The organism is Methylobacterium gregans, assembly GCF_022179245.1.
Lineage (GTDB): Bacteria > Pseudomonadota > Alphaproteobacteria > Rhizobiales > Beijerinckiaceae > Methylobacterium > Methylobacterium gregans.
On sequence record NZ_BPQM01000041.1, the window covers coordinates 91,096 to 111,787 of the forward strand.

Below are 20,692 nucleotides of genomic sequence, written 5' to 3' on the forward strand. Positions count from 1 at the left end.
GTCCTCGCCGGTTTCGGAACGCGGTGGCGCGCCGGTCGTTGCCAAGCTCACGAATCCACCTCAAATGCCTGCCCCGACGGTCTTTGTCCGAACGACGAGAATTTCATGCCGAAGAAGCACGGACCGCACCGCCGCGCATCCCGCAACGAGCCCGCGCCCGCAACAAAGCTGCGCGTTTCGTCCGCTCCCGACCCGCACCCGCCAACCTCCGCCGACTGGGTGGGCGCGGCGGAGCGGATCGAGCAGCGCCAGGGTCCGGAGATCGCGTTGCCGACGATCCGGGCCGCAGCGGGCATCGCAACGGTCGAGCCGGGGCGCCCCTTCAGCCTCGCCGCGGTCGATCCGGATGCCGATGGCGGCCTCGACAAGCAGGAGGCGAAGGCCATGCTCGCCGCCGAGCGTGCCCGCATCCAGGACCTGCAGGAGCGGCTCTACGCGGAGCGCCGGCGCAGCTTGCTCATCGTGCTGCAGGCGATCGACACCGGCGGCAAGGACGGCACGATCCGCGCCGTGCTCGAGGGCGTGAACCCGCAGGGCTGCGCGGTCGCCTCCTTCAAGGTGCCGAGCGCGGAGGAGCTCGATCACGACTTCCTCTGGCGCTATCACGCCCGCACGCCGGGCCGTGGCATGATCGGAGTGTTCAACCGCAGCCACTACGAGGACGTGCTCGTGGTGCGGGTGAAGGGCCTCGTGCCCGAGCCGGTCTGGCGGATGCGCTACGACCTGATCAACGATTTCGAGCGGCTTCTCGCGGCGTCCGGCACAACCATCCTCAAGTTCTTCCTGCACATCTCGAAGGACGAGCAGCGGGAGCGGCTGGAGGCGCGCATCGCCGACCCGCAGAAGCACTGGAAGTTCGACCCGGCCGACCTTGTCGAGCGCAAATCCTGGGATGCGTATCAGTCCGCCTTCAACGACGCGCTGAACCATTGCTCGACGCCGCACGCCCCCTGGCACGTGGTGCCGGCGAACCGGAAATGGTTCCGCAATCTCGTGATCGCCCGCACCGTCGCCGACACCCTGGAGGCGATGGATCCGCAGTTCCCTGCGGCCCCGAAGGGCATCGCCGACCTGAAGGTGCCCGATTAGGGCGCTCAGAACGCGCAGAGCAGTCCCACGCCGACGACGAGCAGGGCCGCACCCGCCAGACGCGGCCAGTTCGCCACGTGGAGGGGAACGCCGAACAGTCCGAAATGATCGAAGGCGAGCGCGGTCAGCATCTGGCCGAGGATGATGAGCGCCACCATTGAGGCGGCGCCGATGCGCGGCAGGATGAAGACCGAGCCGACGATGTAGAGCGCGCCGAGCATGCCCCCAGCCCAAGCGTACCAGGGTGCCTTCGCAGCGGCCTCCCAGGCGGGCAGCGGCTCGCGCAGCGCCAGGGCAACGAGACCGATCGCGACGCCGCCGACCACGAAGTTCGTCATCCCGGCCCAGATGCCGGAGCCGAGCGCGCCGCGCAGGCCTGCATTGACCGCCTGCTGCACGACGAAGGCGCAGCCGGCGAGTGCCGCAGCGAGGTAGAACACGACCTGTGAGGGCAAGGATCCGGGCTCCCGCTCCGCGATTGGGCGTCGGGAGCCGAAACTGTGGCGCTGTGCCGGAACGTCGAGCCCGGACGATCAATCCTTGTCGAGGCTGAGGTCCGGCGCGTCCGGGTTCTTCATGCCGACGACGTGGTAGCCCGCATCGACGTGCAGGATCTCGCCGGTCATGCCCTTGCTCATGTCGGAGACGAGATAGGCCGCCGTCTCGCCGACCTCGCCGATGGTCACGGTCCGGCGCAGCGGCGCGTTGTACTCGTTCCACTTCAGGATGTAGCGGAAATCGCCGATGCCGGAGGCGGCCAGCGTCTTGATCGGTCCGGCCGAGATCGCGTTGACGCGGATGTTCGAGGGGCCGAGATCGGCCGCGAGGTAGCGCACGGAGGCCTCGAGCGCCGCCTTGGCCACGCCCATGACGTTGTAGTGCGGCATCCACTTCTCGGCGCCGTAATAGGTCAGCGTGAGGAGCGATCCGCCCTCGCGCATCTGCTTCTCGGCCCGCTGGGCGATCGCCGTGAAGGAGTAGCACGAGATCAGGAGCGACTTGCTGAAGTTGCCCTCTGAGGTCTCGATGTAGCGGCCCGTCAGCTCGTCCTTGTCCGAGAAGGCGATGCAGTGGACCACGAAGTCGATGCCCTCGGGAAAGACGCGCGCGGTCTCGGCGAAGACGGCGTCGATCGAGGCCGGGTCGGTGACGTCGCAGTGGCCGACGACGTGGGCCTCGACCTCGCGGGCCAGCGGCTCGACGCGCTTCTTCAGGGCCTCGCCCTGGTAGGTGAAGGCGAGCTTGGCGCCGTGCTGATGCAGGCTCTTGGCGATGCCCCAGGCGATCGAGCGGTTGTTGGCGACGCCCAGCACCACGCCGCGCTTGCCGGCGAGGAGACCGGTCCCGGTGCGTGCCCCGCGATCCTCACCCGCGCCGATATCCGCCATGACCCACCCGAGAAGAATGCCGCCGACGCCTGCCGGGCGCCCGGTCCGGGAACCGGGCGGCCCGTTGCGCCGCGGGTCTCCTTAGCGGAGGCGGACCGGGGACGGAAGCCTGAGGGATGACGGCGCGGGCCGGGCCCCGGCGGTCTCAGACCGCCTTGGCGGCGCGGCGCGCCTGCGCGAACTCGGTCAGCGCCGCCTCGTCGGCTGTCGGCAGAACGATGGCGCTGGTGGCGAGCAGGTCCCCGCGGGTGCCGTCCTTCTTGGGCAGGCCCTTGCCGCGCAGGCGGAAGGTGCGGCCCGAACTCGTCATCGCCGGGATCTTCATCTCGACGGCACCGGTCAGCGTGGGAACCCGGATCGTGCCGCCGAGGATCGCGTCCTCCAGCGGCACGTCGACGCTGACGCGCAGGTCCGCGCCTTCCGGCGTGAAGCGCGGGTGCGGCAACACGCGGATCGTCAGGAGCGCGTCGCCGGGCTCCCCGCGCATCGCGGGCTGGCCGAGGCCGCGCAACCGGATGGTCTGGCCATCGACCACGCCCTTCGGGATCACCACGTCGACCTCGCGGCCGGTAGGGAGCACGAGGCGCAGCTTCTCCTCGCCGCCGACCTGCTCGAGGGTCACGCTGAGTTCCGCGGCGACGTCCTCGCCGCGCGCGGCCTGGCGCTGGCCACCGCCACCCGGGCCGGCACCGCCCGCCCGGAAGGCCTCGCCGAAGATGTGCGAGAAGATGTCCTCGCCCATTCCACCGCCACCGCCCATGCCGCCGCGCCCGCCGCGGCTGGAGAAGTCGAAGTCGTAGCCGCCCCCACGTCCACCGCCGAAGCCACCGCCGAACCCTTCGAAGCCGGTCGCGCGCGGCTTGCCGTCGGCGTCGATCTCACCGCGGTCGAACTGCTTGCGCTTGTCGGAGTCGCCGATGATCTCGTAGGCGCTGTTCGCCTCGGCGAAGCGGTCTTTCGCCTTGGCGTCGTCCTTGTTGCGGTCGGGATGGTAGGCCTTCGCCAGCTTGCGATAGGCCTTCTTGATGTCGGCCTCGCTCGCGTTCTTGGGAACGCCCAGCACGTCGTAGGGATTGCGCATGGCCTCTGGAGACTTGCTGTCGTGCACGGTTGTCGGGCCAGCGCTATGCGCCAGCCCGGCGATCTCGGCCCGCATGTGGGACCTGTGTTGCTTTTTCGCAACGACCTGACCGACGAAAGTCGGCTCCTTTCCGCGTGCCGTCAAGCGGCCCGGGTCATGGTTGCGCGCGGCGGTCCGTCAGGCCTGCTTCGAGGCCCGCAGGTGGCGCAGCTCCCAGGAACCACCCGACGGTTTGCAGCCGGTCCCGCGCACGAAACGGCTTCGCTCGGGCGCGATCACAGAGGCCAGGAAGTCGCGACAGATCAGGTCGTTGGAGACGTATGGCAGACCCGTCGGGTTGATCGAGCCGCGCAGACCCGATTCCGGGTTATCCCACTTCACCGGGCGGCCGTTCCCCTGGGGATCGAGGGCGACGCCGAGCGCGGCACGGGCGCGGCGCCAATCCTCTTCGCCGAGATCGGGGCCGAAGCTCGCCGGGCGCTTCGAGATGCTGCCGGTCACGACCGGGTCGGAGACAGCCTCCACGCTTTCCGCGCGGGCGGGCTCCTCGGCCTTCTGACGGAAGACCAGGAGCGGCTGGCTGCACCCGCACAGGATCGCAAGGAGTCCGGCACCAAGCACGAGCCCGCCCACCCTGCCGACGGGAGTGCCCCGGGGGTCTTTACACACGCCCTGCCGCATTACACCTGAACTCTCCGCCACCGCGTGAGGCCCAACGCTGAAGCGCCCCATCGGTGCCCCCGACCGGATGCCATGAGAGAGGACTAAGCCGTGGAGCCGTTAACGATCGGTGATTCCGCTCACGCGCCGGGGGCGGTGCCGGCCGACTTCACTCTTGCCGAGGATCCGTTCGCCCTGTTCGCGGCGTGGATGAAGGAGGCGGAGGCCGCCGAGCCCGAGGATCCGAACGCGATGGCGCTGGCAACCGCCGGCTCGGACGGGTTGCCGGACGTGCGCATCGTGCTGCTGAAGGGCTTCGACGCGCGCGGCTTCGTCTTCTACACGAACGCGGAATCGGCCAAGGGGGAGGAGCTTGCCCAGAATCCACAGGCCGCCCTCGTGCTGCACTGGAAGAGCCTGCGCCGGCAGGTGCGCGCCCGCGGCCCGGTGACGCCCGTCACCCCCGAGGAGGCCGACGCCTATTTCGCCAGCCGCCACCCGCAGAGCCGCCTCGGCGCCCATGCAAGCCGCCAGTCGCGCCCGCTCGCGGATAGAGCGACCCTTATGGCGGCGGTGGCCGACCTCGCCGCACGCTACGAGAACGCGCCGGTGCCGCGGCCGGAGCACTGGACCGGCTTCCGGATCGAGCCCGTCAGTCTGGAGTTCTGGCAGAACGGCGACTTCCGCCTGCACGACCGGGTGCGCTTCACCCGGACGGAGGACGGCTGGACGCGCTCGCGCCTCTATCCGTGAAGGCTGCTTGTCCGGGCCTCAGCTGAGCGTACCGTGAGGCTGCCGCGTCCGTGCTGCGCCGCGGCGGCAACCCTGGATTTCCGCCGCCGCAGCGCTTAGACCCAGAGGTCAGTCCGTCAGCAGGGCGGTCGCCGACAGGGCGGCAGGCCCGCGCCGGGCCGCTCAGCGAGGCATGGCCGTGGCCCCAATCCACAACGAACGTCGCCGGATCATGCTCCTCACGGGCGCGAGCCGCGGCATCGGCCACGCCACGGTGAAGCGGTTCTCCGCCGCCGGCTGGCGGGTCATCACCTGCTCGCGCCATCCCTTCCCGGAGAACTGCCCCTGGGAGATGGGCCCCGAGGACCACCTGCAGGTCGATCTCTCCGACGCCGAGGACACGATGCGCGGCGTGCGCGAGGTGGCCGAGCGCCTGCGGTCCGAGGGCGGGGTGCTGCACGCGCTCGTCAACAATGCGGGCATCTCGCCGAAGGGCCCCGAGGGCGAGCGGCTCGGGGCGATCGCTACCGGTTGGGCCGACTGGCAGCGGGTGTTCCAAGTCAATTTCTTCGCCCCCATCCTGCTGGCACGGGGCCTGTGCGACGAGCTCGCCCGCGCCCGGGGCTCGATCGTCAACGTCACGTCGATCGCGGGCTCGCGGGTCCACCCCTTCGCGGGTGCGGCCTACGGCACCTCGAAGGCGGCGCTCGCCGGGCTGACCCGCGAGATGGCGGCGGATTTCGGCCCCCTCGGCGTGCGGGTGAACGCGATCTCGCCCGGCGAGATCGACACATCGATCCTCTCGCCCGGCACCGAGAAGCTCGTCGAGCAGATCCCGCAGCGCCGCCTCGGCACCCCGGACGAGGTGGCCAAGGCGATCTACTTCCTGTGCACCGAGGCCTCGTCCTACGTGAACGGCGCCGAACTGCACATCAACGGCGGCCAGCATGTCTGACGGCCCCTGCGGGGTTCGTGAGTCTAGGGCCGGCCCGCTGCTCGGTCTGCTCGCCGCGCTGGCTGCCGCGCCGGCCACGGCCCAGCCCGCCGTCACGGTGCTCGACCTGCCCTTCCGGGTCACCGCTGTGCGCGGCCCGGCGAGTGAGGTCGCGGTCTCGGTCGCCACGTCCGGATTGCTGCCGATGGCCAGGCCCCGCGCGGGTGGGCCGGCGCTGGAGACCGGCGAAGAGGACAGCGCGCCCCTCGTCGTGGTCTGGGGCGAGGGCGGCGGCGCCGCGCTCGGGCTCGCGGACGGGGCGATCCGCACCACCCTGCTCGGCGCCGATGCGATCGAGGGCTTGGCCGCCGCCGAGACGCCGCGCGGGTCGCTGCCCGGCTCGCGCCGGGCCGTCTCCGGGGGGCTCTCGGCCTACCTGACCGGGCCGACCCGCGCGGCAGGCGTCCCGGGAGCGGCCGGCCTCACCATCCGCGAGCGGCAGCCGCTGGGTGTGACGGCCGAACCGAAAGCTGTCCCGGTGGCGACCGCCACGGTCTCGGCCGGGGCAGATTCCGTCTTCGCGGTCGCACGTCCTCGGGCCCTGCGCCTCTCTGGCAGCCCGGCCTTCCTCGCCGCCACGCTCGATGGTGCCTCGGGCTCGGGTCTCGCGCTGATCGGCCACCGCGACGGAAGCGCCGACTGGAGCGTGCGCGCGCGCGCGCCAATCCAGCCCGTAGCGCCGACGCGGATCGCCGCGGTGGCGGACTTCACCCGCTCCGGCGCGCCGCAGGCGGCGACCGTTCGGGGCGACGGCGTGCTCCAGCTCTGGACACTTGGACCGGATGCGCTGACGCTCGCTGCGGAGGCCTCAGGCTATGGTGCAGGCGCAGCCGACGCCGACATCGCCGCACCGGTCGAACCGGAGGGCGACGGCCCGGCCGAGCTCGCGCTGCCGATCGCGGGTGGGCAGGCGCTCGCGCTGGTGTCGCTGAAGGGCGGCGTCTCCGAGCGTTTGCGGGCGGCACTGCCGGCCCCGGCCGAGCACGGCGTCGCGGTGCTGGGGCGCGGAGCGGGCGCGCGGATCCTCGTCGGCCTCGCCGACGGGCGCGTGGCCGTGGTGGCACCGGAGGGCGCGAGGCCGTGAGCGAGACCGAGAGCCGCCTGTTCCCGGCGCGCCCTTTCGTCGGCGCCTCGATCGCGGTGATCCGTGGCGACCGGGTCCTGCTCGCCGCGCGCGCCAACGCGCCGATGCGGGGCGTCTGGACCCTGCCGGGCGGCCTCGTGGAGGCCGGCGAGACCCTGGCCGAAGCGGCGCTCCGCGAGCTGCGCGAGGAGGTCGGCCTGGAGGCCCGGGTCGTCGGCGTACTCTCGCCGACCGAGATCATCGACCGGGACGCCGAGGGCCGCGCCCGGCACCATTACGTGGTGCACCCGCACGCGGCGCTCTGGCAGGGCGGCGAGCCGACGGCAGGCCCCGAAGCGCTCGCCGTGCGCTGGGCCCGTCTCGACGAGGTGCCGGGACTCGCGACCACGCCCGGTCTGGTCGGTACCCTGACCGAGGCCTTCGCACGGGTGAGCGCCCTGGAGCCGGTACTGTGAAGGTTTTTCTTGACAGGCCAAAGCGGTCTTCGCGCGCGCTCCTCCCATACCCCTCCGCGGCGAAGGCTGATCTCTGCGTCGGCATGGATCGGCCTGGAGGACGTTCCATAGAGAGCGGCGGCAGCTTGCGCCGTGTGGCCCTGGCGCTCTGCCTATTCGCCGCCTGCGCGCCGCTCGCCCCCGCGTCCACCCTCGCTCAGCAGCGGGCGCCCTCCCGCGCGGCACCGAAGGCGCCCGAGAAGGAGAAGGAGCCCGCACCACCTCCGGAACAGCCCGCCCCCTACGACCGGGACTTGATGCGCCTCGCCGAAATCATCGGCTCGCTCGCCCTTCTGCGCGGTCTCTGCGCGGAGCCGGACGCGGGCGAGTGGCAGAAACGGATGCAGGCCCTGATCGATGCTGAGGGCATCACGCAGGCGCGGCGCGATCGCCTTGCCGGAGCGTTCAACCGTGGCTACCGCAGCTACGCGGTGACCTACCGGATCTGCACCCCCTCTGCCCGGGAGGCCGCCTCACGGTTCGTCGCCGAGGGCGAGCGGCTGTCGCAGGCGCTGGCCGGCCGTTTCGGGGGCTGATGCAGGCGGGCAACAGCGGGAGGCGAGTTCAAGAATCCCTTCAAATCGACCGGTCGCGTTAACCGCTTCGCAATTCCTGGCTGGCCGCCCGGGGTCGAGCCGCCTATCATCCTGGGGAACGCCCGGCCTCCGGCCGGGCGCGAAGGATGTTTAACGCCATGCTCAATCCGACTCACACCGCCGCTCCCATCGAGGCCGATGTGGACGAGAAGCGCGTCGCGTTGAGCTACGTCTCCGAAGCCTTCGCCGAAGGATGTCTCGACGGTCTGGACGCCGACTGCATGGCCCAGGCCGCCCTCTTCGCGGCCTTCCAGGAACTCGTCACGACCTACGGTGAGGAAGCGACCGCGCGCTACGCTGAAGGTTTTCCCGAGCGCATCCGCGGCGGCGCCTTCACCACCGCCCTGCAGCACTGAGGGCTCAGCGCGTCGTCGCCGCGACGGGCACGAGATCGGCGACCGCCTCCGCAAGGCGATCGCCTGCCACCCAAGGCACCATATGGCCGATGCCGGGCAGGCGCACGAGCCGCGCGCCGGGGATACGCTCTGCCAGCGGCCCGGCCTGGGCATCGATCCGCACCAAGGGGTCTGCGTCCCCTGAGACGACCAGCACGGGCAGGCGCAAGTCACCGTAGCGCGGGTTCTGCCGCTCGAGCGCGGCGGGCAGCCCCATCAGATCCTCGACATTCGCGAACAGCGCGCCGGGCCGGAGCGCCAGCGGCACCCGGGCCCGGTCGAGGTAATCCGCCGCCTCGGGCTGGGGCCGAAAGGCGTGGGCGGCCGCGCCGCGAAGGTGATAGAGGGCGAGGGGCGGCCCGAGCGTCCGGCTGAGCAGCCACGCGACGGGCGGCTTCGCGGCGAGCCGCCAGTACCAGGGCAGCGTCATCCGCTGGGGAAAGGGCAGCGCCACGGGCGCCACCAGGGCGAGCGCCGAGACGCGCTCCGGATGGTCGAGCGCCAGTGCCAGGGCTGCGGCGCCGCCCCAGGAATGCCCGAGCACGATCACCGGCCCGAGATCAAGGATGGCCAGCGCCGTGGCGATCCGGTCTGCCTGCGACGCGGGCGTTCCGGCGCCGAGCCGGTCGCTCCAGCCGTGGCCCGGCCGGTCGAAGGCGATCACGCGAAAACCTTGCGCCGCGAGCGTGCGACCAATGCCTTCCATCGGGTCGGCGGCATTGGCCGAAGCGCCATGGATCAGCACCACCGTGCCGCGGGCTCCCGTCTCTGGCCCGGCCTGCAGCGTGGCGAGCCGGCCGCCCTCGACGGACACGAAGGGACCCGCCGGCGGGTAGGCAGCACCGGCCCGCCACCCGATCAGCAAGCTCGCGACCGCACCGATGGCCAGGAGACAGAACGCGAGCACGAGAGGCGCTCCGGCCAGAACGGCGAGCACCACCAGGACGAATCTCACAGGTCGCGGCCGTCGACGTCGGGGGCGAGACGATCGATCGCGTCCTTCACCTTGGCCATGCGCGGATAGAGCGCGGCGGCGCGCCGGAAGGCGCTCAGCGCCCGCGTCTTGTCGTCCATCGACAGGTAGATTCGCCCGAGTGCCGCCCAGGCCTCGAAATGGCGCGGCTCGAGCACCAGCGCGCGCTGCAGGTCGGCCACCGCACCCTGCTTGTCGGAGAGCAGCCAGAACACCGTGGCGCGCCGGTTCCAGCCCTCGGACCAAGCCGGCTCCAGAGCGGTGACCCGGTCCATCAACTCGGCCGCGAGAGCGAAATCCTTCGCGCTCATCGCCTGCCGGGCCCGGTCTGTGAGGAGATCCGCCGTGGCGCTGCCCGAGCGGTCGAGGCGCCGCTCAATCAGCTTGGCGATGCCCTTGGCCTCCTCATCGTCCTCGGCTTCGCGCAGGCGTCCGAAGAGCTCGTCCAGACTGGCGGGGGGCGCGGGCTTCTTGCGCTCGGTCGGCGGCTCCCCCTCGCTCCGTCCAGCAAGACCGGGCGGCGCGGCGAGCGCGTGGCCCGCGATCAGGGCGGCGAGCAGGCCGGAGACGACGGAGCGCAGCATGGCGCGAGCCTGTACGCGCCCGCGCGCCCCGTCAACGCGCCGGAGCGCCGCGCCAAAACGAAAAGGCAGGCACCGCGCTCGGTACCTGCCTCTCGAATGTCCGATCGGATGCCCGCCGCCGCGGGCGGTGGGCCTCAGCCCTGACGGGCCTTGAAGCGCTTCTGGGTCTTGTTGATGACGTAGACCCGGCCCTTGCGGCGCACGAGCTGGTTGTCGCGGTGACGGCCGCGGAGCGACTTGAGGGAGTTGCGGATCTTCATGTTCTGCTTCGGCGGGCTCGTGCCTGCCGTCCATGCACGGGTTTCGGGGGCGGGAAGCCCGAAGGGCCCCCTGCGATGGCGGCGCAACGCATCGCGGAAAGGCGGCCCCTGTAACAGGATTCGCCCCGAACAGGCAAGCCGGAGACTGCGACGCCGTATCGCGCTCAGCCGATCCGCTCGGCGATGCGGTCGGCCACCCTGAGGGCGTTGGCGACGATGGTCAGCGTCGGGTTCACAGCGCCGATCGAGGGGAAGAAGCTCGCGTCTGTGACGTAGAGGTTGTCGAGCTCGTGAGCCTTGCAGTCGAGGTCGAGCACGCTGGCGCGCGGATCGGTGCCGAAGCGCAGGGTGCCGGCCTGATGTGCCGTGCCGCTGAGCGGGATATTCTTGCCGAGATAGAGAGAGCGCTCGAAGAGGTACGTGTAGGCGCCGGCCGGCTCCAGGAGGTCGGAGAGCTTGGCGCGGAGGCGGTCGTGCGCCTCGCGGTTGTTCTCCCGGATGTCGAGGATGGTGTGCCCGTCGCGGTCGATGCTGATCCGGTTGTCCGGGTGCGGCAGGTCCTCGCTCTGAAGCCAGAAGTCCATCGCATGGCGCGCCACCATGTTGAAGGGCGCGTCCGGCAGGAAGCCGGTCCATTTCGGGAACTCCTCGCCGCGGATCTGGTCCGGATGGGTCTTGGCGCACATCTGGATGAGGCCCATCGGGTATTCCCACGCCTTCGACTCGAAGTAGAAGTCCGAGAGCGCGAGCGTCTTCTGGAAGACGGTGTCGTTGGCCTCCTTCGAAAGCGCCATCAGCACCGACATGTTGTGGCGCATGTAGTTGCGCCCGACCTGATCCGAGCCGTTGGCGAGCCCGTTCGGGTGCGTGTCGCTGGCCGAGCGCAGAAAGAGCAGGGCCGAGGACAGCGCCCCGCAGGCCACCACCACGATATCGGCGCTGTAGCGCTCTTCCCGGCCCTCGCGGGTCACGCGCACGCCCGTCACGCTCTTGCCCGACGGATCGGTCTCCAGCCGCGACACGTAGGCGTTGACGAGGAGGGTGACGTTGTCGTGGGCGGCGAGCGTCGGGTCCACCGTCATCACCTGCGCGTCGGCCTTGCCGTTGAGGAGGCAGGGGAAGCCGTCGAAGGCGTCGCAGCGGATGCAGATGCTGGTGGGCGTCGGACGCCCGTTGCGCTCGTCGAGCTTGATGCCGAGCGGCAGGTGGTAGGGGTGCAGGCCGTGCCGCGCCCAGTCGTCGGAGAGCTTCTGGATGCGCGGCTCGTGGCTGACCGCCGGGTGGTCGTAGGGACCGCTCGCCCAGGGCTCGGTCGGATCCTCGCCCCGGTTGCCGTGGACGGCAAACAGGCGCTCGGCCTGAGCGTAGTAGGGCTCGAACTCGGCGTAGGAGACCGGCCAGGCCGGCGAGATGCCGTCGACGTGCCGCACCGCCTCGAAGTCGCGCTCGCGCAGGCGCAGCAGGGCCGCGCCGTAGACCTTCGAGTTGCCGCCCACATAGTAGTGCAGGCCCGGATGGAAGGCGCGGCCGTCACCGCCGTACCACGTCTCGGTCGCCTGGTACTTGCCTTCCACGAAGACCGTCCGGGCATTCCAGTTGTCCTGGCTGCGCGGCAGGTAATCCCCGCGCTCCAGAAGCAGGATGCGCTTGCCGGTCTCGGCGAGCCGCGCGGTCAGCGAGCCGCCACCCGGGCCGGAGCCGATGACGATGATGTCGTAATGGTCCTGCATCGGGTGATTCCGCGGCGCAGCATGGGAGAACAGCGCGGCAACGTAGCCTGTCCGCAGCCGTTCCGGCCGGGTGCGTCACGGAATCGTGCACGTGGCCGCGCGATGAAAGCCGCCCGGTGGGGTACGCGTCCGCAACCGCCGACCGGTGCGGACGTTGCCGCCACGGCGTGCGGACACCCCGCACCCGCCGTACCGGAGCCCGCCCGCCGCGATGGACCTCTCGACCTGGCTCAACCTCGTGGCGGTACCGCTCGTGGCGAAGATCTGCCTCGTCGGCATGTTCCCACCGAGCGCGCTCGACAAGATCGTGCACTGGGACGAGGCGATGGAGCAGGCGCGCTCCGGCCCCCTGCCCTTCCCGGCCCTCCTCCTCGTGCTCGGCATCGTGGTCGAGACCGTCACGCCCGTGCTGATCGTGATCGGCTGGTACGATCGTGCCGCCGCCTTCGTTCTGATGGGCTTCTGCGCGGTCACCGCCGTGCTGTTCCACCGGTTCTGGGAATATCCGGGCTTCTGGTCGCGCAACGGCGCGGGCCGGGCCCATTTCTGGGACTTCCTCAAGAATTTCGGCCTCGTGGGCGGACTGCTGCTCGTGGTGATCGGCGGCAGCTACGCGCCGGCCTCGGATGTCGCGCGCCACCCGCTCTCCTCCGGTCCCTACGCGGCCGACGCGCCCGCCAAGCCCTGAAGGATCCGACAATGTCCGAGCCCAAAGCCGACCCGAAGCCCCCGGCCATGCCCTACTGGCACGTCTACACCGACGACGAGGGCGTGAGCCGCCAGGCGCGGTTCGAACTCACGGCGTTCCAGTTCCAGGGCATCGGCCCCGGTGTGGCGCCGCAGTGGAACGACAAGATGGATCCGTCGCAGGCCGGCGTCACCTTCACGGTGCTCCCGGTCGGCTGGATCGGCGACTGGCACGAGAACCCCAAGCCCCAGTGGATCGCGATCCTCTCGGGCCGCTGGTTCGTCGAGACGATGGACGGCAAGCGGGTCGAGATGGGCCCCGGAGAGCTGATGTTCGGCGAGGACCAGAACACGCGCGCGCGCGACGGCCGGAAAGGCCATCTCTCGGGAACGGTGGGGGACGAGCCCTGCACCATGATCGTCACCGGACTCGACGTGGAGCCGACGGTGAACCGGCCGGGCCGCTTCACGTAGGAGCGGTCCGCATGGACGGTTTCGAGGTCACGCAGGCGCGCTTCAAGAGCTTCGTCCTGCCCAACGCGCCTCTCGAGACGCTGGCCGAGGGCTTCCGCTGGTGCGAGGGGCCGGTCTGGTTCGCGGACCGGGACGAGTTGCTGTTCTCCGACCTGCCGAACGATCGGGTGATGCGCTGGAGCGAGGGCGGAGGCCTGAGCGTCTACCGAGCGCATGTCGGGTTCGAGAACGGCCATGCCCGCGACCGGCAGGGGCGGCTTCTCTCCTGCTCGCATCGGCTGCGCCGGATCAGCCGGACGGAGCTCGACGGCAGCGTCACGGTGCTGGTCGACTCCTATGAGGGCAAGCGCCTGAATTCGCCGAACGACATCGTCTGCAAGTCGGACGGCACGATCTGGTTCTCCGACCCGCCCTACGGCATCCAGACCGACTACGAGGGCGGCAAGCAGGAATCGGAGCTGCCGGCCAACCTCTACCGCTTCGACCCGCGCGACGGCTCGCTCACGGTCGCGGCGGGCGATTTCGAGGGGCCGAACGGGCTCTGCTTCTCGCCCGACGAGCGCAGGCTCTACGTGGCCGAGACGGGCCTGCAGTTCGCTGAGAATCCGACGCGCTACATCCGGGTCTTCGACGTCGGCGACGACGGGCGGCTGTCGAACCCGCGGATCTTCCACACGGTCGCGCCCGGGATGGCGGACGGCTTCCGCTGCGACGAGGAGGGCAATGTCTGGTCGAGCGCGGGCGACGGCGTGCACGTCATCGACCCGGGCGGCGACCTGATCGGCAAGATCCGGACGCCGGCCACGGTGTCGAACCTCTGCTTCGGCGGGCGCTACCGCAGCCGCCTGTTCCTCTGCGTCTCGCACAGCCTGATGGCGATCTACGTCAACCGGCGGGGCGCGGCGCTGGTCTGAGCCCTACCGGAACGGCGGCTCGTCGAAGCTGCGGAGCTTGCGCGAGTGCAGGCCATTCCGGTCGGCGCGCAGCACGTCGAGGGCGGCGAGGCCGATGCGCAGGTGCTCGCCGACCGCCCGCTCGTAGAAGGCGTTGGCGGCGCCCGGCAGCTTGATCTCGCCGTGGAGCGGCTTGTCCGAGATGCAGAGCAGCGTGCCGTAGGGCACGCGCAGGCGGTAGCCCTGCGCGGCGATCGTACCGCTCTCCATGTCGACGCCGATGGCGCGGCTGAGGTTGATCACCCGTCGCTCCTGGGTGAAGCGCAGCTCCCAGTTGCGGTCGTCGTAGGTGACCACCGTACCGGTGCGCAGGCGCCGCTTGAGGGCGTCGCCGTCCTCGCCCGTGACCTCGGCGGCGGCGGCCTGGAGGGCGAGCTGCACCTCGGCCAGCGCCGGCACCGGCACGTCCGGCGGCACCAGCGCGTCGAGGATGCGGTCGCGCCGGAGATAGCCGTGGGCCAGCACGTAGTCGCCCATGCGCTGCGACTGCCGCAGGCCGCCGCAATGGCCGACCATCAGCCAGCAATGCGGACGCAGCACCGCGAGATGATCGGTGATCGTCTTCGCGTTGGAGGGGCCGACGCCGATATTGACGAGCGTCGTGCCCTGCATCGCGCCGTCCGGCCCCCGCGCCACGAGGTGGTAGGCCGGCATCTGGAAGCGGTGCCAGGGCGAGGCCGCGATGAGGGCGGCCGGGTCGGCCGAGGCCGCCTCGCCCCGCGTCACCCGCACGCCGCCGGGCAGGATCAGTTCCTCGAACCCCTCCGCGCCCGAGGCCAGCCGCTCCAGCCCGTGCCGCACGAACTGATCGACGTAGCGATGGTAGTTGGTCAGCAGGATCCAGGGCTGCACGCAGGCCCAGTCGCTGCCGGTGTAGTGCACGAGGCGGCGGAGCGAGTAGTCCACCCGCACGGCGTCGAAGAGCGCGAGCGGGCGCGGGGCGTCGCCGCGCTGCTCCCAGAGCCCGTCCGCCACCTCGTCGCCGACGACGGAGAGCAGCGGCACCGGGAACCACGCCGCGAGATCCGCCCCGTCCGGGGCGCGCCGGCTCGAGCCGATCCCGGCCTCCAGCACATAGGGGTACGGGATCTCCTGGGCGCTCAGACCGACCTCCAGGGAGACGCCGTAATCCTCCACCAGGGGACGCAGCTGCTGGATCAGGTACTCGCGAAAGTGCGCCGGCTGGGTCACCGTGGTGGCGTAGGTGCCGGGCGCCTGGAGCTTGCCGGTCGCCCGGCTGATCCGCGGCATCGGCCCGCTCGGCTGGTAGGTGACGCGGATCTCGGGGTAGCGGAACTTCAGCCGCTCGGCCGCGTCCGGCGGAGGCCCGCCATCGAGGTAGCGCGCCAGCGCGGCCTGAAGGGCCTGGGTCGCCTCAGCGTGCAGGGCGATCAGCCGCTCCACCGCGACGCCGACCTCGGCAATGGCCTCCATCGGCCGCAATTCCTCGACCAAGCCGCTCTCCTTCCAACACGTCCGCACCCCTTATACCGCGTGGGGTCACTCCGCGCGCGGCTTGCGGCGCGACCGCTCTTGGCAGAAAGGCGGGCGCGACGCATGACTCGGAAAGGTTTCCCGTGAGCCAGCACGACGATTTCGGACCCCGGCCCGGCGAGGAGAGCGTGACGCTGCCGGAGCGCTTCGACGCGGGCCTCCACTTCATCGGGCGTCTGCGCACGCCCTGGACCCGGCGCGCCGACTGCCCCAAGAACGGGACGCAGAGCGATGCGGTCTGCACCGCCGTGGTCGATCCGCTCTTCGCTCCCGCGCTCCAGAACGTCACGGGCGCCAGCCACCTGATCCTGCTCTACTGGATGGACCGGGCCGACCGCACGCTGGTGCGCCAGCAGCCGCGCCACGCGGAGGGCAGCCGCGGCACCTTCTCGCTGCGCTCGCCGGCCCGCCCAAACCCGATCGCGCTGGCGGTGGTGGAACTGCTCGGGCGCGAGGGAGACGCCCTGCGGGTACGCGGCCTCGACTGCCTCGACGGCACGCCGCTCCTCGACATCAAGCCGTACTACGCCTCCACCGATGCGCGGCCGCAGGCGACCGTCGACCGCGCGGGCACGCGGTGAGGCGGGCTGCGTTGGCCGTCGTGGCGGCCAGCCTCCTCGTCGGACTCGGATGGATCCTCGGAGGGGGCCTCCACGGGCCCGTCATGGACGCGCGGCTCTACGGTCAGGGCCGCCGTGTCGCGGTCCAGCAGCATCTCGACGAGGCGCCCGCCGGCTTCGTGTTCCTGGCCGGCGACAGCCAGGCCGAGTTGCAGAGCCCCGCGCAGCGCCCATGCGGGCTCGAACTCGTCAATGGCGGGGTGAGCGGCGCGAATGCCGCGGCCTATGCCGAATTCCTCGAGAGCCTGCGCTTTCCCCATCGTGCCCGCGCCGCTGTGCTGGCGATCGGGACGAACGATGTCATCGCGAAGAACCATCCGAGTTCGGCCGCGCAGGGGGCGCAGTTCGAGGCGGCGGGCGAACGGATCCTGACCGTACTCATGCGGCACGCGGACAGCGTCGTCGTCGCGGCGCTGCCGCCGATCGGGCGCGAGCTCGGCGGGCGACTCGATGCGGGCTCGGTCGCGCCCTACACGGCGCTCCTGCGCGCCGTCTGCTCTCGCCTGGGCTGCCGTGTCACCGATCCCTACGCGACGCTGCGGGACGGGGAAACCGGTTTCGCTAAGCCCGGCTCGATGGGCAACGGGCTGCACATCGCGGCCTATCGACCGGCGATGCGGACGCTCGAAGCCGAGATCTGCGGGCCGGTGGGACAGTGAGACGCCCTCACGCCTCCCGCGCCGGCGGCCGGATGCGGTAGCAGCCGACATAAAGCGCGGGGAGGAACAGGAGCGTCAGCGCCGTCGCCGCCAGGATGCCGCCGATCATCGCGTAGGCCATCGGGCCCCAGAACACCTCGCGGGCGATCGGAATCAGGCCGAGGCTCGCTGCCGCCGCGGTGAGCAGGATCGGCCGCATGCGGTGGCGCGTGGCCTCCACCACGGCGTCCCAGGGCGCCAAGCCCTCGGCCTCGCACTCCTCGATCTGGCTCACCAAGATCACGGCGTTGCGCACGATGATGCCGATCAGCGCCAGGATGCCGAGGATCGCCACGAAGCCCATCGGCTTGTCGAAGAGCAGCAACGCCGGCACCACGCCGATCAGGCCGAGCGGGGCCACGGAGAAGACCAGGAGCAACTTCCCGAAGCTCTGGAGCTGGATCATCAGAAACACCGCCATGGTCAGCAGCATCACCGGCACCACCGCGGCGATCGGGCCCTGGCCCTTGGCGGCCTCCTCGACGGCGCCGCCGGTCTCCAGCGTGTAGCCCTCGGGCAGGGCCTTCACGAAGGCGTCGATGTCCGGCTGCAGCGCCGCCACCACGGTTGGCGGCTGCGTCGTGTCGGTGATCGCCGCGCGAACGGTGATCGTCGCCACGCGGTTGCGCCGCCAGACGATCGGCTGCTCGAGGTCGTAGTCGATCTTGGCGAAGGCCAGGAGCGGCACCGCGGTGCCGTTGGCGAGCGTCACCTGCAGACTCTGGAGCGTGTCGAGCGAGGTGCGCTCGGCGGCGCGCGCCCGGCCCACCACGTTCACGAGGTAGATCGAGTCGCGCACCTGCGTGATCGTGGTGCCGCCGACCACCCCGTTGAGGATGCCCGCGATGTCCTGGCTCGTCACGCCGAGCTGGCGCGCCTTGTCCTGCAGGATCTCCACCCGCAGCACCTTGCCGGGCTCGTTCCAATCGAAGGTCGGCACCGCGACGTGCGGGTTCCTCGCCACCACGTTGGCGAGATCGAGCGCGTGCTCGCGCAGCACCTGCAGGTCCGGCCCGCTCAGGCGGTACTGCACCGGGCGCCCGACCGGAGGGCCAAGGGAAAGCGGATTCACGAACACGTCGGTGCCGACGAAGTCGCGCTTGCCGATCTCCTCCAGGCGCTTGAACACGCGGTCTCGCGCCTCCAGCGACTTCGTCACGATGACGATCTGCCCGAAGAAGGCGTTGTTCAGCTGCTGGTCGAGGGGGAGGTAGAAGCGCACCGCGCCCTGGCCGACATAGGACGACCAGCGCTCGATGTCGGAATCGCCCCGGAGCATCGCCTCGAAGCGGTCCATCTGGGACTGGGTCTCGGTGATGGTGGCGTTCTGCGGCAGCGTCATGTCGACCAGGATCTCGGTCCGGTCCGAGGCCGGGAAGAACTGCTGCTGGACGTGGGTCATGCCGAACAGGGCGAGCCCCATCAGCGCGACGCAGGTCGCGACCGTGATCCAGCGGAAGCGCATGGCCACGCGCAGCACGGCCAGGAAGGCGCGGCCGAGCCGGCCGGGCACGTGCGGCCCCTCATGGCCGTGCTTCTTCATCGTCTTGGGCAAGATGGTCACGCCGATGAGCGGCGCGAACAGCACCGCGACGATCCACGAGACCAGGAGCGAGGCCGCGATCACCACGAAGAGCGAGTAGGTGTACTCGCCCGCCGACGAGCCGTTGAAGCCGATCGGCAGGAAGCCCGCCACCGTCACCAGCGTGCCGGTGAGCATCGGGAAGGCGGTCGAGGTGTAGGCGTAGGTCGCGGCCTTGCGCAGGTTCTCGCCGAGTTCGAGGCGCGCCACCATCATCTCGACGGTGATCATCGCGTCGTCGACCAAGAGGCCCAGCGCGATGATGAGGGCGCCGAGAGAGATGCGCTGGAGCGTCACGTCCATCACCTGCATCACCACGAAGGTGATGGCGAGCACCAGAGGGATCGACAGGCTGACCACGAGGCCGGCCCTGAGGCCCAGGCTGACGAAGCTGACCCCCAGCACGATCACCACCGCCTCGACCAGCGCCTTGGTGAAGCCGCCGACCGCCTCCTCGACGATCTTGGGCTGGTCGGAGACGAGGTGCACGCCGACGCCGATCGGGAGCTTGGCCTCGATCAGCCGCATGCGCGCCTTCAGGTCGTCGCCGAAATGCAGGAGGTTGGCCGAGGGGCGCATGGCGATCGCGAGGCCAATCGCGGGCTTGCCGTCGACCCGGAACATCGCGGCCGGCGGATCCTCGTAGCCGCGGCTGATCTCGGCCACGTCGTAGAGGCGGAAGAAGCGGTCGTTGACCCGGAGATTGAGGCCGAGCAGCGACTCCTCCGAGGCGAACTGGCCGCTCACCCGCACCGAAACGCGCTCCGGACCCGCCTGGACCACGCCCGAGGCGGTGACCGCGTTCTGCGCCTGGAGCGTGCGGATCAGCGACTGGATGTCGATGCCGTAGCCGGCGAGCTTGCGGGTGGCGAAATCGAGGTAGATCGTCTCCTTCTGGGTGCCGAGCAGCAGGGTCTTGCCGATGTTGGGCACCTTCAGGATCTCGGTGCGCACGCCCTCGACATAGTCCCGCAGTTGCCGGTGGGTCAGCCCGTCCGCCGTGAAGGCGTAGACGTTGCCGTAGACGTCGCCGAACTCGTCGTTGAAGAACGGGCCCTGCACGCCCTGCGGAAAGCTGCCCTGGATGTCGCCCAGGCGCTTGCGCACCTGATAGAAGGCCGGCTGGATCTCGGCCTTCTTGGTCGTGTCGCGGAACTGCACGAACACGGTCGCGTTGCCGGGCGTCGTGTAGCTGCGCACGTAGTCGAGCGCGTTGATCTGCTGCAGCTCCTTCTCGATCCGGTCGGTCACCTGCTCCAGCGTGTCGCCGATCGTGGCGCCGGGCCAGACGGCCTGGACCACCATGGTCTTGATCGCGAAGGGCGGGTCCTCCTCGCGGCCGAGCTTGCCGTAGGCGAGCGCGCCGGCGAGCAGGCAGACGCCCATCAGGAACCAGACGAAGGAGCGGTGGCCGAGCGCCCAATCGGAGAGGTTGAAGCCCTTGCCCGTGCGGGCAGCGGAGGCGTCGCGCGGCGCGTGCATCTAGAGGGCCTCGTCGGCGAGCCGGACCGTCTGACCCTCGCCCAGGGAATGTGTGCCGGCCACCACCACGCGCTCGCCGGGCTCGACGCCGGCCGTCAGCGCAGCGAAGCCGTGGCGGCGCCCGGCGACCTCGACGGGGCGGCGCGCGACCCGGGTGCCGGCAGCGTCCACGATCCAGACCGCGTCGCGTCCCTCGGCCGAGAGGATGGCGGTCTCGGGCAGGACGACGTGGGGCGCGACCTTGCGGGTCAGATCGACCGTGATGGTCGCGCCGAGACGGAAGGCGGCCGGCGGGTCCTGCAGCGTCATGCGGATGCGGCGGGTGCGGGTGCTCGCATCGGCGAAGGGCGCGACCTCGCGCACCGTGCCGGTCGCGGTGACCTCGGGCGCGCTCTGGAGCGCCACGGTGAAGCGCTCGTCGCGCGGCATGGCGCCGAGCAGGTCCTCGGGGATGTCCACTACCGCCTCGCGGACTTCGGGACGCGCCACCGTCACCACGGTCTGGCCGGCGGTGACGTCCTGGCCGACCTCGGCCCGGCGCTCGGTGACGACGCCGTCGAAATCGGCGGTCAGCTCGGTGTAGCCGATCTGGTCGCGCGCCTTCTGCAGGCTCGCCCAGATGCGGGCGAGCCTGCAGAAGGC

The 20,692-nt window shown here is 70.7% G+C and carries 23 protein-coding genes; 12 read left to right on the plus strand and 11 right to left on the minus strand.

Annotation, left to right across the window (positions count from 1 at the left end):
- Positions 1-105 precede the first annotated feature (105 nt).
- Complete coding sequence (locus tag MFF54_RS09880; RefSeq protein WP_238302436.1) at positions 106-1,089, plus strand: polyphosphate kinase 2 family protein; 984 nt, start codon at positions 106-108, stop codon at positions 1,087-1,089.
- Between the two features lie 5 nt (positions 1,090-1,094).
- On the opposite strand, the gene MFF54_RS09885 is transcribed toward MFF54_RS09880, so the two are convergent.
- The 4 genes from MFF54_RS09885 to MFF54_RS09900 form a co-directional block, all read right to left on the minus strand.
- Positions 1,095-1,544 (minus strand): DMT family transporter, encoded by a 450-nt coding sequence (locus tag MFF54_RS09885; protein WP_238302437.1) that lies wholly within the window; start codon positions 1,542-1,544, stop codon positions 1,095-1,097.
- Between the two features lie 78 nt (positions 1,545-1,622).
- The gene (fabI, locus tag MFF54_RS09890) at positions 1,623-2,477 is read right to left on the minus strand and encodes an enoyl-ACP reductase FabI (protein ID WP_238302438.1); all 855 of its coding nucleotides are present in this window, start codon (positions 2,475-2,477) and stop codon (positions 1,623-1,625) included.
- Positions 2,478-2,622: 145 nt separating this feature from the next.
- Complete coding sequence (locus MFF54_RS09895; protein ID WP_238302439.1) at positions 2,623-3,558, minus strand: DnaJ C-terminal domain-containing protein; 936 nt, start codon at positions 3,556-3,558, stop codon at positions 2,623-2,625.
- Positions 3,559-3,735: 177 nt separating this feature from the next.
- Positions 3,736-4,239, minus strand: coding sequence for an RT0821/Lpp0805 family surface protein (locus MFF54_RS09900; RefSeq protein WP_238302440.1), 504 nt, complete (start codon positions 4,237-4,239; stop codon positions 3,736-3,738).
- A 135-nt stretch (positions 4,240-4,374) separates the two neighbouring features.
- On the opposite strand from MFF54_RS09900, the gene pdxH reads away from it, so the two are divergent.
- The 6 genes from pdxH to MFF54_RS09930 all read left to right on the plus strand — a co-directional run bounded on the left by pdxH (position 4,375) and on the right by MFF54_RS09930 (position 8,474).
- Positions 4,375-4,971: a pyridoxamine 5'-phosphate oxidase gene (gene pdxH / locus MFF54_RS09905; RefSeq protein ID WP_283206269.1), complete on the plus strand. Its 597-nt coding sequence runs from the start codon at positions 4,375-4,377 to the stop codon at positions 4,969-4,971.
- A gap of 211 nt (positions 4,972-5,182) precedes the next feature.
- Positions 5,183-5,905 carry an SDR family NAD(P)-dependent oxidoreductase gene (locus MFF54_RS09910; RefSeq protein WP_370880152.1) on the plus strand — a complete coding sequence of 241 codons (723 nt, stop codon included), beginning with the start codon at positions 5,183-5,185 and terminating at the stop codon, positions 5,903-5,905.
- Positions 5,898-7,028 (plus strand): hypothetical protein, encoded by a 1,131-nt coding sequence (locus tag MFF54_RS09915; RefSeq protein WP_238302442.1) that lies wholly within the window; start codon positions 5,898-5,900, stop codon positions 7,026-7,028. The genes MFF54_RS09910 and MFF54_RS09915 overlap by 8 nt, the downstream gene beginning before the upstream one ends.
- A complete protein-coding gene (locus tag MFF54_RS09920; protein WP_238302443.1) occupies positions 7,025-7,483 on the plus strand; it encodes an NUDIX hydrolase in 459 nt (152 codons plus the stop codon). Before MFF54_RS09915 ends, MFF54_RS09920 begins: the two co-directional genes overlap by 4 nt.
- A 125-nt stretch (positions 7,484-7,608) precedes the next feature.
- Positions 7,609-8,058 (plus strand): TIGR02301 family protein, encoded by a 450-nt coding sequence (locus tag MFF54_RS09925; protein WP_238302444.1) that lies wholly within the window; start codon positions 7,609-7,611, stop codon positions 8,056-8,058.
- Between the two features lie 158 nt (positions 8,059-8,216).
- A complete protein-coding gene (locus MFF54_RS09930; protein ID WP_238302445.1) occupies positions 8,217-8,474 on the plus strand; it encodes a hypothetical protein in 258 nt (85 codons plus the stop codon).
- Positions 8,475-8,478: 4 nt separating this feature from the next.
- Here the strand turns inward: MFF54_RS09930 and MFF54_RS09935 are convergent, their stop codons facing one another.
- The 4 genes from MFF54_RS09935 to MFF54_RS09950 form a co-directional block, all read right to left on the minus strand.
- Positions 8,479-9,468: an alpha/beta hydrolase gene (locus MFF54_RS09935; protein WP_238302446.1), complete on the minus strand. Its 990-nt coding sequence runs from the start codon at positions 9,466-9,468 to the stop codon at positions 8,479-8,481.
- Positions 9,465-10,070 (minus strand): tetratricopeptide repeat protein, encoded by a 606-nt coding sequence (locus MFF54_RS09940; RefSeq protein WP_238302447.1) that lies wholly within the window; start codon positions 10,068-10,070, stop codon positions 9,465-9,467. The genes MFF54_RS09935 and MFF54_RS09940 overlap by 4 nt, the downstream gene beginning before the upstream one ends.
- Before the next feature lie 134 nt (positions 10,071-10,204).
- Positions 10,205-10,330: a type B 50S ribosomal protein L36 gene (gene ykgO, locus MFF54_RS09945; RefSeq protein WP_003601867.1), complete on the minus strand. Its 126-nt coding sequence runs from the start codon at positions 10,328-10,330 to the stop codon at positions 10,205-10,207.
- A 164-nt stretch (positions 10,331-10,494) separates the two neighbouring features.
- Positions 10,495-12,060, minus strand: coding sequence for a GMC oxidoreductase (locus MFF54_RS09950; RefSeq protein ID WP_238302448.1), 1,566 nt, complete (start codon positions 12,058-12,060; stop codon positions 10,495-10,497).
- A gap of 211 nt (positions 12,061-12,271) precedes the next feature.
- Here MFF54_RS09950 and MFF54_RS09955 point away from each other — a divergent pair, with 211 nt between their 5' ends.
- From MFF54_RS09955 to MFF54_RS09965, 3 genes are read left to right on the plus strand one after another with little or no spacing between them, the layout of a single operon-like run.
- Positions 12,272-12,748, plus strand: a complete 477-nt coding sequence (locus tag MFF54_RS09955) for a DoxX family protein (RefSeq protein WP_238302449.1) — start codon at positions 12,272-12,274, stop codon at positions 12,746-12,748.
- 11 nt (positions 12,749-12,759) lie between these two features.
- Positions 12,760-13,221 carry a cupin domain-containing protein gene (locus MFF54_RS09960; RefSeq protein ID WP_238302450.1) on the plus strand — a complete coding sequence of 154 codons (462 nt, stop codon included), beginning with the start codon at positions 12,760-12,762 and terminating at the stop codon, positions 13,219-13,221.
- 11 nt (positions 13,222-13,232) lie between these two features.
- Positions 13,233-14,135 (plus strand): SMP-30/gluconolactonase/LRE family protein, encoded by a 903-nt coding sequence (locus MFF54_RS09965; RefSeq protein WP_238302451.1) that lies wholly within the window; start codon positions 13,233-13,235, stop codon positions 14,133-14,135.
- Between the two features lie 3 nt (positions 14,136-14,138).
- On the opposite strand, the gene MFF54_RS09970 is transcribed toward MFF54_RS09965, so the two are convergent.
- Positions 14,139-15,608: an AMP nucleosidase gene (locus tag MFF54_RS09970; protein ID WP_238302461.1), complete on the minus strand. Its 1,470-nt coding sequence runs from the start codon at positions 15,606-15,608 to the stop codon at positions 14,139-14,141.
- A 143-nt stretch (positions 15,609-15,751) separates the two neighbouring features.
- Here MFF54_RS09970 and tsaA point away from each other — a divergent pair, with 143 nt between their 5' ends.
- Both tsaA and MFF54_RS09980 read left to right on the plus strand, forming a co-directional pair.
- The gene (gene tsaA, locus MFF54_RS09975) at positions 15,752-16,249 is read left to right on the plus strand and encodes a tRNA (N6-threonylcarbamoyladenosine(37)-N6)-methyltransferase TrmO (RefSeq protein WP_238302452.1); all 498 of its coding nucleotides are present in this window, start codon (positions 15,752-15,754) and stop codon (positions 16,247-16,249) included.
- A 20-nt stretch (positions 16,250-16,269) separates the two neighbouring features.
- Positions 16,270-16,947 (plus strand): SGNH/GDSL hydrolase family protein, encoded by a 678-nt coding sequence (locus MFF54_RS09980; RefSeq protein WP_238302462.1) that lies wholly within the window; start codon positions 16,270-16,272, stop codon positions 16,945-16,947.
- Positions 16,948-16,954: 7 nt separating this feature from the next.
- Here the strand turns inward: MFF54_RS09980 and MFF54_RS09985 are convergent, their stop codons facing one another.
- Together MFF54_RS09985 and MFF54_RS09990 are read right to left on the minus strand one after the other, a co-directional pair.
- On the minus strand, positions 16,955-20,050 hold the full coding sequence (locus tag MFF54_RS09985; RefSeq protein ID WP_238302453.1) for an efflux RND transporter permease subunit: 3,096 nt from the start codon (positions 20,048-20,050) through the stop codon (positions 16,955-16,957).
- A partial coding sequence (locus MFF54_RS09990; protein ID WP_238302454.1) for an efflux RND transporter periplasmic adaptor subunit occupies positions 20,051-20,692 on the minus strand: 642 nt, incomplete at its 5' end.